This window comes from Alkalibacillus aidingensis (genome assembly GCF_014595945.1).
Taxonomy (GTDB): Bacteria; Bacillota; Bacilli; order Bacillales; family Alkalibacillaceae; genus Alkalibacillus; species Alkalibacillus aidingensis.
The window spans coordinates 411,157-427,574 of record NZ_JABXWU010000001.1 but is presented as its reverse complement, the minus strand read 5'-3'; the positions used below and the strand labels follow the sequence as shown (position 1 = coordinate 427,574).

Sequence of the window (16,418 nt, the reverse complement as noted above, 5' to 3'; positions counted from 1 at the left end):
CTCACTTCATTTGATCTAAGTTATAATTTAAGTAATAACTCTAATAATTTATAATTTTCTATCTAATTTTAACATTAACTGAGGTGATTTTGTGACAAAAGCAGTATGGTTTCCAGATGAAAGCGCTTCTAAAGAAACACGATTATATCAAATGATGCAACGTATGGGTTTTGATGATTATGATTCTTTTCACGAGAAAACGATTAAGGATATCTCCTCCTTTTGGGATCAAGCTGTTAAAGAGATTGACATCAGTTGGTATCAACCTTATGATCAACCGGTTGACTTATCGAATGGCGTGATGTATCCCGAGTGGTTTGTGAATGGTAAGCTTAATGTTGCTTACAATGCGGTTGAAAAGTGGGCTTTAAACAAAGATTACGCCAATCAACCGGCATTGGTTTGGGAAAGTGATGAAGGAAAAACAGTCACTTATACATTTAAAGAATTAGATGATGAAGTCAATCGTGTCGCTAACGGTTTAGTTGAACAAGGGGCCAAACAAGGAGATATTTTTACCATTTATATGCCAATGATTCCAGAAACGACCATTGCTATGCTGGCTATTTCAAAAATTGGTGCAATCTTCTCTCCTGCTTTTTCTGGCTATAAGTCGGAAGCTATTTCAACTCGAATGAACGCTGCGCAAGCTAAATATCTAATAACTGCAGATGGTTTTAACCGTGGTGGTAAAACGGTCAACCTTAAAGATGAAGCATCGTTGGCAGTTAAAGATTCTCCTTCTATTGAGAAAGTATTTATGGTTAAACATACAGGTGCTAACGTTACTTGGAATAATCAACAAGATGTTTTGTGGGATGAACTAGTTTCAAAGAGTGCTTCATTTGAAACTGTTCAAACTAACGGTAATGATCCTTACATGATTATTTACACTTCTGGAACAACGGGTAAGCCTAAGGGTGCGCTACATACTCATAATGGATTTCCATTAAAATCAGCCTTTGATGCAGGTATTACAATGGATGTTTACCCAGGTGATACGTTATTTTGGTACACGGATATGGGCTGGATGATGGGGCCGTTTTTGGTCTATGGTGGTCTTTTAAATGGCGCAACGATTTTAATGTTTGAGGGCACCCCTACCTACCCTCAGGCAAATCGGATTTGGGAGATTGTTGAGAAGCATCAAGTAACCCATCTAGGTATTGCTCCAACATTAATTAGAACCCTAATGACGTTGGATGAACGTTATGTGACTCAACATGATTTGTCATCATTAAAACTAATTGGCTCAACAGGAGAACCTTGGAATGAAGAACCTTGGATGTGGTTATTTGATAAGGTATGCCAAAAGAAGATCCCAATTTTCAATTACTCCGGTGGTACAGAGATTTCAGGTGGAATTTTTGGTAATGTTCTTGTCAAACCAATTGCTCCTGTTGGTTTTAATGCTGCGTTACCTGGTATGGATGTCGATGTTTACGATTCTGATGGGAATTCTGTTAGAAATGAAGTAGGTGAACTGGTCTTAAAACAACCATGGGTCGGTATGACTAATGGATTTTACCAAGAAAATGAACGGTATGAAAACACATATTGGAGTCGTTTTAAAGATACTTGGGTTCATGGAGACTGGGTCATTCATGATGACGAAGGTTTTTATACAATTACCGGACGTTCAGATGATACGTTGAATGTTGCAGGTAAACGACTTGGTCCTGCTGAATTAGAGTCAATATTTGTTGAACATGATTCTGTCGTTGAAGCTGGTGTCATTGGCATTCCTGATGAAGTCAAAGGTGAGAAACCAATCGCATTTGTGGTTACTAAAGATCAATCAGAACAACAAGAATTACTTAAGGAAGAGCTCGTCAACCATGCTATAAATCGTTTAGGTAAAGCCATTGCACCAAGAACTGTTTATATAGTTGATGATTTACCAAAGACCCGTAATGCTAAAGTAATGCGAAGAGCGATTAAAGCTGCCTATTTAAATAAAGATGCTGGGGATTTATCCGCATTAGAAAACCCTCATATTGTTGATCAAATTAGAGGCATAGCTAAGAGTTCATAAGAAAAACCAGAGGTCTACTTGAGGCCTCTGGTTTTGTGCATTATGTCGACTGTCGTTCTTCCCAAACCCAAGAAATGATTAGACTCGCTAATGAACATAGAAAGACTATGATGCCATAATCTACAAATGCTGGACGACCTAAAATGAACTCTCCTATTATGATAGAAATGAGTGAAACGATGATGAGCGAACTGAAAATCCAGAGGTTATAATCTTTCGTTAAATTATGCTTACTTTGAAGCAACTTTAATCCAATGGACACCCCAATAAATATAGCGATGATCACGATGAAAAACATAGGCTCCTCCTCCTCAGTATTCGTGGTGAACAAAACTTAGGTTTACATAATGTTAATATAGGAATCTCTATAGAGTTATTTAATCATAGGTTAACATAATATAAATATAGTCATTCTATTGACGGTAGGTTCTTATGACATCTTTGTATGGTTGGATATAATTATAATAACTTTGAGCTAGTCCTTTAGGTAATTCGTCTATATCAAAGTAATCAAATTTTATGGATTCACTATAGTCTATGTCCAATTTGCCTTTGACATCACAAGTGATATAAACGGCAGTAACAGAATATAATTCATCTCCATTTGCTACTTTTAAATAATACTCAGCTCCTGAAAATACGTTTAATAATTTTAAGTGACCAATCGTTAAGCCGGTTTCTTCTTTCACTTCCCTTCTGGCTGTTTCTTCTAAACTTTCAGCAAGTTCCATAATTCCTCCAGGTAAGCCCCATTCCCCCTCACGACGGTGTTGCAATAAGATTTGATTATTTTTATTCAGAATAATGACAACCGAACCGGGTAGAATCAAAGGTCGGTGTCCAACTAATTTTCTTAGTTCTTGAACGTACTCCATTAAATCCTCCTATTTGTTAGGGTTGTAATGTAACAAAAGCATGACTAAGTAATAGTCATGCTTTTGATCTATTAAACTGGATATACCCCATGTTTTCTTTCTGTAAATGTCAGATTCTTAGACTGGTAAACATCTAAGCGTTGCTTAAGAACGTTTCTAAGATCATTCGGTTGTACAATATCATCCACAATCATTTCGGATGCTAACCGATAAATATCAATGTTCTCTTTATATTCCTCTTGCTTTTCTTTAATAAACGCTGGACGTTCTTCTTCTGGTAGCTCTGCGATTTTATTTGCATAAACAGCATTTACCGCAGCTTCTGGTCCCATAACCGCAATTTGGGCAGTTGGTAATGCAATGGTGACATCAGGATCAAAAGCTGGTCCAGCCATGGCATATAAACCTGCCCCATAAGCTTTACGAACGACGACACATATCTTAGGGACAGTGACCTCACTCATAGCTGAGATCATTTTCGCTCCGTGACGGATAATACCAGCACGCTCAACCTTCGTCCCGATCATAAATCCTGGAATATCTGCAAGGAATACTAATGGAATGTTAAAGGCATCACACAATTGAATGAATTTAGCTGCCTTATCAGCAGAATCGTGGAATAAAACGCCACCTTTCATTCTAGGTTGATTAGCAATAATTCCTACTGACTTACCGTCTATTCTCGCTAAACCGGTAATTAATTCTTTAGCGAATTCGCGTTTAATTTCGCAGAAGGAGTCTTTATCAATCAAACGATTGATTAATTGATACATATCAAACGGAGCGTTTTGGTTTTCCGGAATCAAATCACCTATCGTTTTTTCAAACTCCTCTGGTTCCATCGTTTGATTCTCCGGTGGTTGTGATCTAAAGTTTTGGGGAAAGTAGGTTAAGTACTTTTGTGCGTATTCGATGGCCTCTTGTTCACTATTAACGAGTACATCACCTACTCCTGAAACGGAGCAGTGCATCTTTGCTCCTCCCATTTCTTCTAAGCTTACTTTTTCTCCAATTACCTTTTCAGCCATTCGTGGAGATCCGAGATACATAGATGCATTGCCATCAACCATGACAACAATATCACAAAAGGCTGGTATGTAAGCTCCACCGGCTGCCGAAGGGCCAAATAATAAGCAGATTTGCGGAACACGACCAGACATTTTAACTTGGTTATGGAATATGCGTCCAGCACCTCGTCTGTTTGGGAACATCTCGATTTGGTCTGTAATTCTTGCACCAGCTGAATCAACTAAATAAAGCATTGGGACTTCTAGCTTTAGCGCTGTTTCTTGGATGCGAATAATTTTTTCTACTGTTCTTGCTCCCCACGACCCTGCTTTGACTGTAGAGTCATTTGCCATAATAGCGACGGTATCACCATTAATTTTACCTAATCCGGTTACGACGCCGTCAGCAGGTAAAGATTCATCCATACAATTAGCAAAGAATGCATCTTCAACATCTAAGTCATCATCTAATAACATGTTCAGACGATCACGTACGAACATTTTACCTTTTTCAGCATTTTTTTCATGATATTTCTGAGCTCCACCTTTTTCGATGCGTTCTTGTATGTCTTGGTGTTGCTCTTCAGGTGTCATCTGTTTAACCATATCCTTACCTCCCTTTAAAATTAGGCTTTCTTTTTTCTTTAAATGCCTGTAAAGCCTCAAGACGATCGCTAGTTGGGATGGTTGTCATATAGCACTCCTTCTCTATGGATAGTCCAGTTGCAAGATCATGATCAAAACCACGATCTATTGCTTTTTTCGCCATTTTAACGCCAACAGGCCCATTTGAAGCAATTTCCCTAGCGATATTTAAGGCTTTTTCTTCTAGTTTATTTAGTTCTATCACTTCTTCGATCAATCCGATTTCTTTACCTTCAAAACTATCAAATCGTTTAGCGGTTAAAATATAATATTTTGCCTTGGCTAAACCTATTAAACGAGCTAACCTTTGAGTCCCACCTGCACCCGGGATGATCGCAAGAGAAGTTTCTGTCAGTCCCATTTTTGCTTGGTCACTAGCAATTCGAATATCACAAGCGAGGCTCAACTCTAACCCACCACCGAACGCTGCTCCATTAATGGCAGCAATTGTCGGTGTACTTAATTGTTCCACTCTTGAAACGGTTTGACCAATTTTACCTACAGTTTTAACTACTTCATCTTCTGTCATATGACGTCTTTCTTTTAAATCTGCTCCAGCACAAAACGCCTTATCACCTTCAGCTGTTATGATCACAGCTCTTATATCAGTGTTTTGTTCAATGATACTTAATTGATCATTAAAATCGTTTAACAACTGTGTAGATAACGCATTTGCCGCTTCAGGACGATTAAGAGAAAGTTTTGCTATATAGTTATCAGCAATTGATAGATTGACTGTACTCAAACCAACACCCCTTTACTGATTCCTAAAGATCTCCATCTGTTTACTTGGTAGTGGCTTATTGACCTTCGACTGAATAAGCGACGCTGCTTCGATCAGTTTATCTAAATCGATTTGATGGTGAATTCCCATCTCGTTAAGCATATGCACCAAATCGTCAGTCGCCACGTTACCGGAAGCTCCTTTGGCATAAGGACATCCACCCAAACCTCCTAATGAGCTGTCAAAGGTGTGATACCCTAACTGTAAGGCTGCTAATGTGTTAGCAAGAGCCATTCCTCTTGTATCGTGAAAGTGCAGAGCTAATTGATCTTTAGGGAAATAACGTTCTAGTTTTCTTAATAAATAATCCACTTGAATAGGGTTAGCAACGCCTATCGTATCCCCTATAGATAATTCATCGATACCCATCTCTAATAGATTATGGCAAACTTTGATCACTTGCTTTTCGTCTACTTTCCCTTCATATGGGCACCCGAATACCGTTGATACATAACCACGAACTGTTTTCCCAGCCCGTCTAGCCTCATTGACTACTTCCTTTAGGATTGGATAGGTTTGGTCAATGGATTTATTAATATTATTTTGGTTGTGTGATTCACTCGCTGACATAAAGATGGATACTTCATCAATATCAGCTTCAAGAGCTCGCTCTAACCCCTTCATATTAGGGACTAGAGCTGCATAAGTCACTTCTTCATTACGGTTGATGGACTTTGCAACTTCGACTGCATCCTTAAGTTGAGGAATCCATTTAGGATGAACAAATGATGTGATTTCAATATATGATAACCCTGACTCTGAGAGTTGATTGATCCAATCAATTTTGTCTTGTGTAGGTACTTCAGTCTTTTCGTTTTGCAAGCCATCACGAGGACCTACTTCTTTTATGGTTATATTCTCAGGTAAATCCATAAGTTAAAACTCCTTTGATTGTTATTCAACAATGGCGATAACGTCACCTTCATTGACAAAATCCTCTTCTTTAACTTTCAACTCTTTAACAGTTCCTGATACTTCAGCTGCAATAGGAATTTCCATCTTCATGGATTCTAAGATAACTACATCATCACTAGAACCTACCTGATCCCCTTCGCTCACCAATACCTTCCATACATTTCCTGCCATACTTGCTTTTACTTCTGTCATGTTAAAACGCCTCCTGTGAATTGGTTATAAAATCTTGGATAAATGAGGTTCGTGTTTGACCTTCACGAAAAGCCTCTGATTTTGCTACTTCTAGTAAAAATGGAATATTAGTTTTTATACCTTCGACTTGATAATTAGATAGAGCCCATTCTAAGTTTTGTATAGCCTCCAACCGGTCGTTACCGGTAACAATTAACTTAGCAATCATTGGATCGTAGTAAGGAGTAACTGTATAGTTGTCTGTTACACCTATATCATTACGGATTTTCTCCCCCTCAGGAACTGCAATTTTAGTGATTTTTCCTGGTGAAGGGAAAAATGTCTTAGGGTCCTCAGCATAAATTCTTGCTTCAATTGCGTGACCTGTCATATGAAGATCATCTTGATTGAAGGTAAGTTCTTGATTAGCTGCTACTTTAATTTGTTCCTCTACTAAGTCGATTCCGGTAATTTCTTCTGTAATAGGGTGTTCGACTTGTAATCTTGTGTTCATCTCTAAAAAGTAAAAATTTAACTGTTCATCAACTAAGAATTCAATTGTCCCGGCATTGACATAATCAATCGCCTGTGCAGCTTGAATAGCGGCTTGCCCCATCTGTTTACGAGTTGTTTCATCTAATAAAGGAGAAGGCGCTTCTTCAATCACCTTTTGGTGACGTCGTTGAATAGAGCATTCACGATCAAATAAGTAAACATAATTACCGTGTTGATCTGCTAATATTTGAATTTCAACATGGTGTGCATCTTCAATGACTTTTTCAACAAACATGGTTCCATTCCCGAAGAATTGTTCAGCACGACGAGCATTTCCTTCAAATGCTTTAGCTAGTTCATCTTGATCATGAACGATTTGCATCCCAATTCCACCACCTCCATGAGCAGCCTTTACCATTACGGGATAACCAATGTCAGAAGCAATTTTTGACGCCTCTTCAACGGTTTCAACTGGCTCATTGGTTCCAGGAATAATTGGGACTTGTGCCTTTTTCATGGTATTTCTTGCGGTTAGTTTGCTTCCCATTGCATCAATGGAACTAGCTTTTGGACCAACAAAGGTAACTCCTTCATCCTCGAGTCGATTGGCAAAATCAACATTTTCACTAAGTAAGCCATAGCCAGGATGAACCGCTTCTGCTCCAGATTTTTTAACTACATCTATAATTATATCAATATTCAAATAACTTTCGTTAACTTTTGCTTTCCCAATTAAATAGCTTTCATCAGCTTCTTTAACATAAGGAGCTTCAGAATCTGCCTCAGAATACACAGCAACGGTCTGAATCCCGAGTTTTTTACAAGTCCTTATAATACGTGAAGCAATTTCTCCACGGTTGGCAATTAGGATTTTCTTAAACAAAGTTTCATCCTCCTTACTTGTCACCATTTATTCGTTCAAGTGCTTGTTCTCTTAATCTAATTTTTTGGATTTTACCACTAGCTGTCATCGGGTATTCGTCTGTGAAATAGATGTAACTAGGATGGTTTTCCTCACCATTCAAATGTTCTTCACAGTAATCGAAAACTTGCTGTTCTGTTAATGTATCTGTACTCGGTATGATCCAAGCTACTATAATTTCTCCTTTAGACGGGTGTGGTATATTAACGATTTTGGCATCAGTGACATGTGGGTGTTTAGATAAAAAAGATTCTAATTGAAATGGATCTACTTGATTTTTAAATGGTTCCATGATGATCACCCCCTAACTGTTATGGTGTTAAGATAGCCTCTGCTTTTTCTCTTAATTTGTATTTTTGAACTTTGCCACTGGCTGTCATTGGATATTGGTCGATAAATTCGATATATTTCGGGATCTTGTGACGAGCTATTTTTTGGTGGCAAAATCCCTGAATATCTTGTTTAGTTAATTCAACACCTTCTTTAGGGATAATCCAAGCCATTACTTCTTCACCGTACTTAGAATCTGGAACACCAATCACCTGAACATCTAGGATATCTGGGTGAGTGTATAGGAACTCTTCAATCTCTCTAGGGTAAATATTTTCTCCACCTCGAATAACCATATCTTTCATTCGACCAGTTATTTGGACATATCCCTCATCATCCATAATGGCTATATCACCTGTATGCAACCAACCGTCTTCATCAATAGCTTTCTTTGTTTCTTCCTCATTTTGATAATAGCCCTTCATCACATGATAGCCTTTCGTACAAAGCTCACCTGGTTGATATCGTTCAACTTCTTCATTAGTACCTGGTTCCACAATTTTCACTTCTACGTTAGGGTGTGCCTTACCGACACTGCTGACTTTTCGTTCCAAAGGATCGTCTGTTTTAGTTTGGGTAATCGCAGGAGAGGACTCTGTCTGACCATAAGTAATTGTAATCTCAGTCATTCCCATTTTCTCCATTACATCTTTCATGACTTCGATTGGACAGTTTGATCCAGCCATAATACCGGTACGTAAATGTGATAAATCAAACTGATCAAATTCTGGATGATTAAGCTCGGCAATAAACATGGTTGGAACTCCATGTAAAGCGGTACAATTTTCGTTAGAAACAGCCTGTAATACAGCTTTAGGATCAAATTGTTCAATTACTACCATTGTTGAACCATGGGAGACGGCTGCTAAAGTGCCAAGTACACAGCCAAAGCAATGGAATAACGGCACGGGAATACAGAGGCGATCCTCTTCTGTAAGATTCATACAATCCCCAACTTGTTTGCCGTTATTGACAATATTATAATGTGATAACATAACCCCTTTAGGGAATCCAGTTGTTCCAGAGGTATATTGCATATTAATAACTTCATGGCTGCCTAAATCATTTTTTCGCTCTTCTAACATTTGATTAGAAACCCGTGAGACGCCAAGTTGTACAAGCTCATTCCACGTATAGCAACCCGGTTGTGTATGGTCACTTAAAACGATAATATTCTTCAGTTTTGGTAATCGTTTTGAAACGAGTTCTCCTTTTTCAGACTCAGCAAGCTCTGGACACAATTCATTTAAAATATCAATATAAGAAGTTCCTTTAAATGACTCCGTCAAAATTAATGTTGTCGCATCTGACTGTTTTAACAAATACTCTAGCTCTTGTGCTTGATAATTAGTATTGACAGTAACTAAAACGGCTCCCATTTTTCCTGTTGCAAATTGAGTAGTTACCCATTCAGGCTTATTATCTGACCATATGGCTATGTGTTCGCCCTTCTCAATTCCTAAGGCCATCAATCCTTTGGCTGCACCATCTACTCTTTGACTAAATTCTAGATAGGACCAACGAATTCCTTTCTCCGGGTAAACGACTGCTTCATGATCTGGGTGTTTTAATGCCTTTTCATCCAACAAACCACCTAAAGTTAAATCAACTAATGACATATCAACATCCCCTTATTTATAAATTTAGCATCCTAGTTGTCTAGCGATTACTAGACGTTGGATCTCTGATGTACCCTCTCCGATTTCAAGAAGCTTAGCATCTCTTAAGAAACGTTCCACCTCATATTCACGCATGTAACCGTAGCCACCATGAATTTGTATTGCTTCGTTTGCTGAACGGAAGGCAGTTTCTGTGGCATAAAGTTTTGCCATCGCAGCTTCCTTGGTAAATCTTTTGCCCTGGTCTTTTAACCATGCAGCTTTTAAGATCATATTTCTTGCAAGTTCCACTTCCATGGCCATATCTGATAGTTTAAATTGAATCGATTGGAAGTTAGAAATCGGCTGACCAAATTGTTTTCTTTCTTTAGCATAATCGAGAGCTTTCTCTAAAGAAGCTTGAGCGATCCCTAATCCTAAAGCTGCAATTGATATTCGCCCACCATCTAAAGTTTGTAAAAATTGTTTAAATCCTTTCTCAGGATCACCTAATAAGTTGCTAGTAGGAACTCGAACATCTTCAAGAACAATTTCTGCGGTATTAGATCCTCGAACCCCCATTTTGTCGTAATTGTCAGTAATGGTTAGACCAGGCGTATCAGTTGGTACCACAATAGCAGAAATAATATTTTTGCCTCGGTCGTCTTTGCCTGTAACCGCAGTTACAATAATTTGTTTAGCATAAGACGCATTCGTAATGAAACATTTTTCGCCATTAATAATGAAATCATCACCGTCTTTTATAGCTGTCGTTTTGGTACCACCTGCATCAGATCCAGCATTGGGTTCCGTTAATCCAAAAGATCCTAAGGCTTTACCACTAGCTAATGGTTTTAGGAACTTCTCCTTTTGTTCTTCTGTACCGAACTGGTAGATGGGTGAAGAACCTAGTGATACCGCTGCAGCATAACTTAACCCTGTACTACCACATACACGGCCTATTTCTTCAACTGCAAGAGCATAGGTAATCGTATCACCACCAGCTCCACCATATTCCTCAGGGTATGGGATTCCCAATAATCCCAATTCTCCTAGCTCTTTAAAAATATCTTCCGGAAATTCAGCATTTACATCGATGTCAACAGCACGTGGCTTAATCTTTTCCTCAGCAAAGTCTCTGACCATTTTTCTGGTCATTTCTTGTTCCTCACTAAGTGTGAAGTTCATAGTTATGCCCTCCTTATTTTAAGACCGACTAGTTGGTCTGTGGTAAACGAAATAAAAACGCTTTCAAAAAAGCGAAAAACTAAGAATCTATCTGTTCGTGCGTTGTTGACTGTTGATAGCTTTTGAATGCCTGATCGGTTAAGACTCCTTTAAACAGGATATCTATGTAGACATTTGCAATTTCTTCAATTGTCATAGGTCCATCACGCTTATACCACTTATAAGTCCAGTTAACCATTCCTAATATAGACATGCCCGTTATGATCGTAGGTAACTCCTGACGAAATTCACCTTCCTGTTGCCCTTGTTCGATGACTTCAATGACAATCTGTTTAAACTCATCCCTCTTTTGTTTAATCTGATCTTCATATTCAGCTTTTAAGTATTTGTTTTCCTGATAAAAGACAGAAATATGTTCGTTGTATAGATCAAATACACGGACAAAGGACTTGAGAATTTCGTGTAATTGATACATAGGTTGTTGATATTTACGTTTTGATCGGTAAGCTTCATCTAATACATATGTAATAAACAGGTCATGGATGACATATAACAATTCGTCTTTTGATGTGAAGTGATGATAAAAGCCACCTTTTGATGTATTGCAGTATTCTACTATGTCTTTAACAGATACACCATGAAATCCATTTTTAGAAAATAAGACTAATGATGAGTTGATAATTTTATCTTTTAAATGTGACATATTTATGTCCCTACCTTTTGTTAATACCTTATCACAATTTTTAAAATTATCAAATAATATTTCGGAATTGTTTTTTAAAAAATGGCTCTGTTAAAGATTAGTTTTGATATAACTCTAAGTTGTTGTATGGTGAAAAGCGAAGGTGGCCAATCCTGGTCGGTGAAAACGCCAAGTCCTGTGGCCAACATCGACATTTGACCGTCCAGGTCTTCAGAAAGCGAATCACCATAACAACAGCGGACTTTAACAGAAAAAAAATAAAAAGCGAGGATTATCCTCGCTTTTTAATGATCATTCTTCTTCGTTATCGAAATATTTATGGTAAATGGCTTCTTCCATGGTTTCAATGACATGCCCATCATGGTCTGTATCGATTACAAATGATCCATTACTTTGACGTGCTTGGTCTTTAAACTCCATTGGTAATACCGAGTGATGTTCATCGTGATCAGTAATTAACTGAATAGTTTGTCCTTCTCGAACGATATGAAGACCGACAATTCTATGTGGGTTTCGTTTTAATTCCTTAAGCATCACTTGGCCACGTTTAGCTCTAGAGCTTTGTTCAAAGTTGGATATGTTCATTCGTTTACATGCACCTCTTTGGGTGATCATAAACAAGTGAGGATTTGTCAATTCCTCAAAAACTTCTCCATTAATAATTTCCTCTTCATCTTTAAGATTCATTGACTTAACACCAGCAGCTTTAGTTCCTATAGCTTTAACCTCTTGTTCATGAAACCATAAACCATAACCAGTATTTGTTGTTAGGAATATTTCATGGTGTCCAGACGTTTGATGAATATTAACGACTTCATCGTCACCTTTTAATTTCATTCCAACAATTGGTTTTGTGTAGCGCTGAACCTTATAGTCACTTAAAACAGATTTCTTAATCATCCCATTTTTAGTTACAGATAGGATATACTGATCATCATTAAAGTCACGAACTGGAATAGCTTTAATGATACGTTCATCCTTACTAATTGGGATGATATTTGCAATATGCTGACCCATCTCCTTCCACCTAATTTCAGGAAGTTCATGAACTGGAATATATAAATAGTGTCCTTTATTCGTAAATAATAATAAGGTATCTGTTGTATTAATTTCATGTAAATGTTTGAGTCGATCGCCATCTTTCATTTGTAAATCTTCAACATTAGAGGCACTATAGGACCTTAAACTAGTTCTCTTTACATAACCTTCTTTAGTGACTGAGACAACAATATCTTCTGAAGGCACCATAACTTCTAAGTTGATCTTCAAGTCCTCTACCTCTGATTCAATTTGGGTTAGGCGATCACTTTTATAAGTTTTCTTGACACGTCTTAAATCTTCTTTGATAACATTTAAGAGCTTTTGTTCATCAGCCAATATAGATTGCAGATAATCAATTTGTTCTTTAAGTTCTTTTGCTTCTTTTTCTAGTTCGGTTACATCAGTGTTCGTTAAGCGATATAGCTGTAACATGACGATTGCTTCTGCTTGTGGTTCGGTAAAATTGTATATTTCTATTAATCGGTTTTTAGCATCTTTCTTATCTTTAGACGCTCGAATGGTCGCAATCACATCATCTAAAATAGAGACTGCATAAATCAATCCTTCTACAATATGCGCTCTGTCTTGTGCTTTTTTAAGATCATGCTCAGATTGTCGTTTGACCACTTCTTGTTGGTGTTCAATATAGGCATCAAGCATCCCAGGTAATGTCATAACTTTTGGTGTTTTATTAGAAATAGCAACCATATTAAAATGAAAAGATACTTGTAGATCAGTATTTTTATATAAATAATTTAAAACACCTTGGCTGTCTGTGTCCTTTTTAAGCTCAATAACAATTCGCAACCCAGTACGGTCTGTTTCATCGCGTACTTCAGAGATTCCTTCAACCTTTCTCTCAAGTCGAAGTTCATCCATTTTCTTTACGAGATTTGCTTTGTTAACTTCATAAGGAAGCTCGGTAATCACAATTTGCTCTCTACCACCACGTAAAGTTTCAATCGTTGCTAAACCTCGTAGAACGACTTTACCTTTACCTGTTTCATACGCTTTACGTATACCGTCCTTACCTTGAATAATGCCACCAGTTGGAAAGTCCGGACCAGGTAACTTTTTCATGAGCTGATCTATAGAAGCATCAGGGTGTTCAATTTTATAAGTGACTGCATCGATAACTTCAGCTAAGTTATGTGGTGGTATATCGGTTGCATAGCCGGATGAGATCCCTGTTGACCCATTAACTAATAAATTTGGGAATTTAGCAGGTAAAACGACAGGTTCATAATCACTATCGTCAAAGTTTGGAATGAAGTCGACTGTGCTCTTATCAATATCTCTTAATAATTCTGATGAGATCCCTGATAACCTCGTTTCTGTATAACGCATAGCAGCAGGAGGATCTCCATCAATGCTTCCATTATTACCATGCATTTCAACTAACTCTTCACGAACCTTCCATGATTGACTCATTCTTACGAGAGCTTCGTAAACAGAGGAGTCACCATGTGGGTGATAGTTACCGATGACGGTACCAACTGTCTTCGCAGATTTACGAAACGGTTTGTCATGAGTATTCTTTTCTTGGTGCATGGCATATAAAATTCGGCGTTGTACAGGCTTAAGGCCATCGCGCACATCGGGTAGTGCACGGTCTTGAATAATGTATTTACTATAGCGACCAAAACGGTCACCAATAACCTCTTCTAATGGTAAGTCTAAATATTTCGCTTGTTCAGCCAAATCATTCACTCCTAGCTAAGCAATCTATCATTATCTAATATGGTATCGTCTTCTTCCATACCAAAAGCTACATTTGTTTCGATCCATTTACGACGTGGTTCAACCTTGTCCCCCATTAATGTAGCGACGCGTCTCTCTGCACGTGCAACATCATCAATCGTCACTCGAATCAGCGTTCTTGTTTCAGGGTTCATTGTTGTTTCCCACAATTGATCAGCATTCATTTCTCCCAAACCTTTGTAACGTTGAATTGAATAACCGTTTTTAAACTCTTTTAGGAGACGGTCCATTTCTTCATCGTCCCACGCATAAGCCTCTTTAGCATTCTTACCTTTTCCCTTAGAAACTTTGAATAAAGGTGGTAATGCAATGTACACTTTTCCGTGTTCAATAAGTGGTTTCATATAGCGATAAAAGAAAGTTAATAATAAGACTTGAATATGAGCACCGTCAGTATCGGCATCCGTCATAATAATGACTTTATCATACTGCGAATCTTCAATATTAAAGTCAGCTCCCACACCCGCATTGATTGTATGGATGATTGTCGCGATCTCTTCATTTTTAAAAATATCATCAATTTTAGCTTTTTCAGTATTAATGACTTTTCCTCTTAGGGGCAGAACTGCCTGGAAACGGCGGTCTCGGCCCTGTTTGGCAGACCCACCAGCTGAATCTCCCTCAACTAAGAATAATTCATTCTTCTGGGCATTCTTCGACTGAGCAGGAGTTAGCTTCCCGCTTAAAAGCGAATCTTTACGTTTACGTTTTTTACCGTTTCTTGCTTCTTCCCTGGCTTTCCTAGCAGCTTCTCTGGCATCACGAGCTTTAATAGCCTTTTTGATAAGCATCTTCGAAGTTTCTGGATTTTCCTCTAAGAAGTAAGTCAACTGTTCGGCAACCACGCTATCGACCACACTTCTCGCTTCCGGCGTTCCTAACTTACTTTTCGTTTGTCCTTCAAATTGAAGTAATTGTTCTGGTATTCGTGTTGAAACGATTGCGGTTAAGCCTTCACGAATATCATTACCATCTAGATTCTTATCTTTATCTTTAAGGAATTGCATCTTCCTAGCATATTCGTTAAACGCACGGGTAACTGCTGTTTTGGCGCCTGATTCATGAGTTCCTCCGTCTTTGGTTCTGACATTATTGACGAATGAGAGAATGTTCTCCGAATAGCCATCATTAAATTGCATGGCAAAGTCAACTTCAATCTCTTTTTGTTGACCTTCAAAAGATACAACTGGGTGTAAGGAGTCTTTCTCTTCGTTTAAATAAGTAACAAAAGACTCTAAACCATCTGGATAAACGTAAGTTTCCTCACGTCCCTCACGATCGTCCTTTAAGGTGATCTCGATTCCTTTAAGTAAGAATGCGCTTTCTCTTAAACGTTCTGATAGTGTCTCAAAATGAAACTGCGTTGTTGAAAACATTGATTCATCAGGTTTAAAGTGGATGGTTGTTCCTGTTTTTCTTGTATTACCTAACACTTCTAAACCAGTCACAGGATTTCCGCCCTGTTCAAACCGTTGTTCGTGTTTTTTTCCATCACGATAAATGGTAACTTTCAACCACTCTGATAACGCGTTAACCACTGAAGCGCCAACGCCGTGTAAACCACCACTCGTTTTGTAGCCTCCTTGACCAAATTTACCTCCAGCGTGTAAGACGGTAAAGATGATCTCAGGAGTTGGCTTACCCATCTTATGTATACCTGTTGGCATCCCTCGCCCTTCATCAGTAACCGATAATGAATGATCCTTATGTATCGTCACCTGAATCCGTTGGCCATAACCAGCTAAGGCTTCATCTACGGCATTATCAACAATTTCGTATACTAAATGATGTAAGCCACGGTGGTCCGTGCTTCCTATATACATACCTGGCCGTTTACGTACGGCATCTAGTCCTTCTAGTACTTGAATCGAATCATCATTGTATAGCTGATCTGATTGAGTCAATTATAAGACCCCTTTCTCTTTATCGTTCATCATGAAATATACAA

At 38.2% G+C, this 16,418-nt stretch carries 14 protein-coding genes; 1 reads left to right on the top strand and 13 read right to left on the bottom strand.

The genetic code is table 11. The features are described from left to right. The first annotated feature begins 151 nt into the window (after nucleotides 1-151). Nucleotides 152-2,035, top strand: coding sequence for an AMP-binding protein (locus HWQ49_RS02155; RefSeq protein ID WP_188206506.1), 1,884 nt, complete (start codon nucleotides 152-154; stop codon nucleotides 2,033-2,035). A 40-nt stretch (nucleotides 2,036-2,075) separates the two neighbouring features. On the opposite strand, the gene HWQ49_RS02150 is transcribed toward HWQ49_RS02155, so the two are convergent. The 13 genes from HWQ49_RS02150 to parE form a co-directional block, all read right to left on the bottom strand. Beyond that, nucleotides 2,076-2,333, bottom strand: a complete 258-nt coding sequence (locus tag HWQ49_RS02150) for a hypothetical protein (protein WP_188205923.1) — start codon at nucleotides 2,331-2,333, stop codon at nucleotides 2,076-2,078. A 115-nt stretch (nucleotides 2,334-2,448) separates the two neighbouring features. Further along, nucleotides 2,449-2,910 carry an NUDIX hydrolase gene (locus HWQ49_RS02145; protein ID WP_188205922.1) on the bottom strand — a complete coding sequence of 154 codons (462 nt, stop codon included), beginning with the start codon at nucleotides 2,908-2,910 and terminating at the stop codon, nucleotides 2,449-2,451. Between the two features lie 71 nt (nucleotides 2,911-2,981). Further along, nucleotides 2,982-4,523, bottom strand: coding sequence for an acyl-CoA carboxylase subunit beta (locus HWQ49_RS02140; protein ID WP_188205921.1), 1,542 nt, complete (start codon nucleotides 4,521-4,523; stop codon nucleotides 2,982-2,984). A 4-nt stretch (nucleotides 4,524-4,527) separates the two neighbouring features. Beyond that, entirely contained in the window at nucleotides 4,528-5,307 is a 780-nt protein-coding gene (locus HWQ49_RS02135) for an enoyl-CoA hydratase (RefSeq protein ID WP_188205920.1), read from the bottom strand. A 12-nt stretch (nucleotides 5,308-5,319) separates the two neighbouring features. After that, nucleotides 5,320-6,219 (bottom strand): hydroxymethylglutaryl-CoA lyase, encoded by a 900-nt coding sequence (locus HWQ49_RS02130; protein WP_188205919.1) that lies wholly within the window; start codon nucleotides 6,217-6,219, stop codon nucleotides 5,320-5,322. 21 nt (nucleotides 6,220-6,240) lie between these two features. Then, a complete protein-coding gene (locus HWQ49_RS02125) occupies nucleotides 6,241-6,453 on the bottom strand; it encodes an acetyl-CoA carboxylase biotin carboxyl carrier protein subunit (RefSeq protein ID WP_188205918.1) in 213 nt (70 codons plus the stop codon). A gap of 1 nt (nucleotide 6,454) precedes the next feature. Continuing rightward, nucleotides 6,455-7,810, bottom strand: a complete 1,356-nt coding sequence (locus tag HWQ49_RS02120; RefSeq protein ID WP_188205917.1) for an acetyl-CoA carboxylase biotin carboxylase subunit — start codon at nucleotides 7,808-7,810, stop codon at nucleotides 6,455-6,457. A 13-nt stretch (nucleotides 7,811-7,823) separates the two neighbouring features. Then, nucleotides 7,824-8,141, bottom strand: a complete 318-nt coding sequence (locus HWQ49_RS02115; RefSeq protein WP_188205916.1) for an AMP-binding enzyme — start codon at nucleotides 8,139-8,141, stop codon at nucleotides 7,824-7,826. Between the two features lie 19 nt (nucleotides 8,142-8,160). Then, nucleotides 8,161-9,798, bottom strand: coding sequence for an AMP-binding protein (locus tag HWQ49_RS02110; RefSeq protein ID WP_188205915.1), 1,638 nt, complete (start codon nucleotides 9,796-9,798; stop codon nucleotides 8,161-8,163). 24 nt (nucleotides 9,799-9,822) lie between these two features. Then, complete coding sequence (locus HWQ49_RS02105) at nucleotides 9,823-10,965, bottom strand: acyl-CoA dehydrogenase (protein WP_188205914.1); 1,143 nt, start codon at nucleotides 10,963-10,965, stop codon at nucleotides 9,823-9,825. A 79-nt stretch (nucleotides 10,966-11,044) separates the two neighbouring features. After that, on the bottom strand, nucleotides 11,045-11,668 hold the full coding sequence (locus HWQ49_RS02100; protein ID WP_188205913.1) for a TetR/AcrR family transcriptional regulator: 624 nt from the start codon (nucleotides 11,666-11,668) through the stop codon (nucleotides 11,045-11,047). Between the two features lie 291 nt (nucleotides 11,669-11,959). Next, entirely contained in the window at nucleotides 11,960-14,410 is a 2,451-nt protein-coding gene (gene parC / locus HWQ49_RS02095; RefSeq protein WP_188205912.1) for a DNA topoisomerase IV subunit A, read from the bottom strand. Nucleotides 14,411-14,421: 11 nt separating this feature from the next. Next, nucleotides 14,422-16,374 carry a DNA topoisomerase IV subunit B gene (gene parE, locus HWQ49_RS02090; protein ID WP_188205911.1) on the bottom strand — a complete coding sequence of 651 codons (1,953 nt, stop codon included), beginning with the start codon at nucleotides 16,372-16,374 and terminating at the stop codon, nucleotides 14,422-14,424. Nucleotides 16,375-16,418: the final 44 nt, after the last annotated feature.

Excerpts from the sequence above, each read along its gene's own strand:
- HWQ49_RS02155 (WP_188206506.1), top strand. The coding sequence starts at position 152 with ATGATGCAACGTATGGGTTTTGATGATTATGATTCTTTTCACGAGAAA.
- HWQ49_RS02150 (WP_188205923.1), bottom strand. The coding sequence starts at position 2,333 with ATGTTTTTCATCGTGATCATCGCTATATTTATTGGGGTGTCCATTGGA.
- HWQ49_RS02145 (WP_188205922.1), bottom strand. The coding sequence starts at position 2,910 with ATGGAGTACGTTCAAGAACTAAGAAAATTAGTTGGACACCGACCTTTG.
- HWQ49_RS02140 (WP_188205921.1), bottom strand. The coding sequence starts at position 4,523 with ATGGTTAAACAGATGACACCTGAAGAGCAACACCAAGACATACAAGAA.
- HWQ49_RS02130 (WP_188205919.1), bottom strand. The coding sequence starts at position 6,219 with ATGGATTTACCTGAGAATATAACCATAAAAGAAGTAGGTCCTCGTGAT.
- HWQ49_RS02125 (WP_188205918.1), bottom strand. The coding sequence starts at position 6,453 with ATGACAGAAGTAAAAGCAAGTATGGCAGGAAATGTATGGAAGGTATTG.
- HWQ49_RS02115 (WP_188205916.1), bottom strand. The coding sequence starts at position 8,141 with ATGGAACCATTTAAAAATCAAGTAGATCCATTTCAATTAGAATCTTTT.
- HWQ49_RS02110 (WP_188205915.1), bottom strand. The coding sequence starts at position 9,798 with ATGTCATTAGTTGATTTAACTTTAGGTGGTTTGTTGGATGAAAAGGCA.
- HWQ49_RS02105 (WP_188205914.1), bottom strand. The coding sequence starts at position 10,965 with ATGAACTTCACACTTAGTGAGGAACAAGAAATGACCAGAAAAATGGTC.
- HWQ49_RS02100 (WP_188205913.1), bottom strand. The coding sequence starts at position 11,668 with ATGTCACATTTAAAAGATAAAATTATCAACTCATCATTAGTCTTATTT.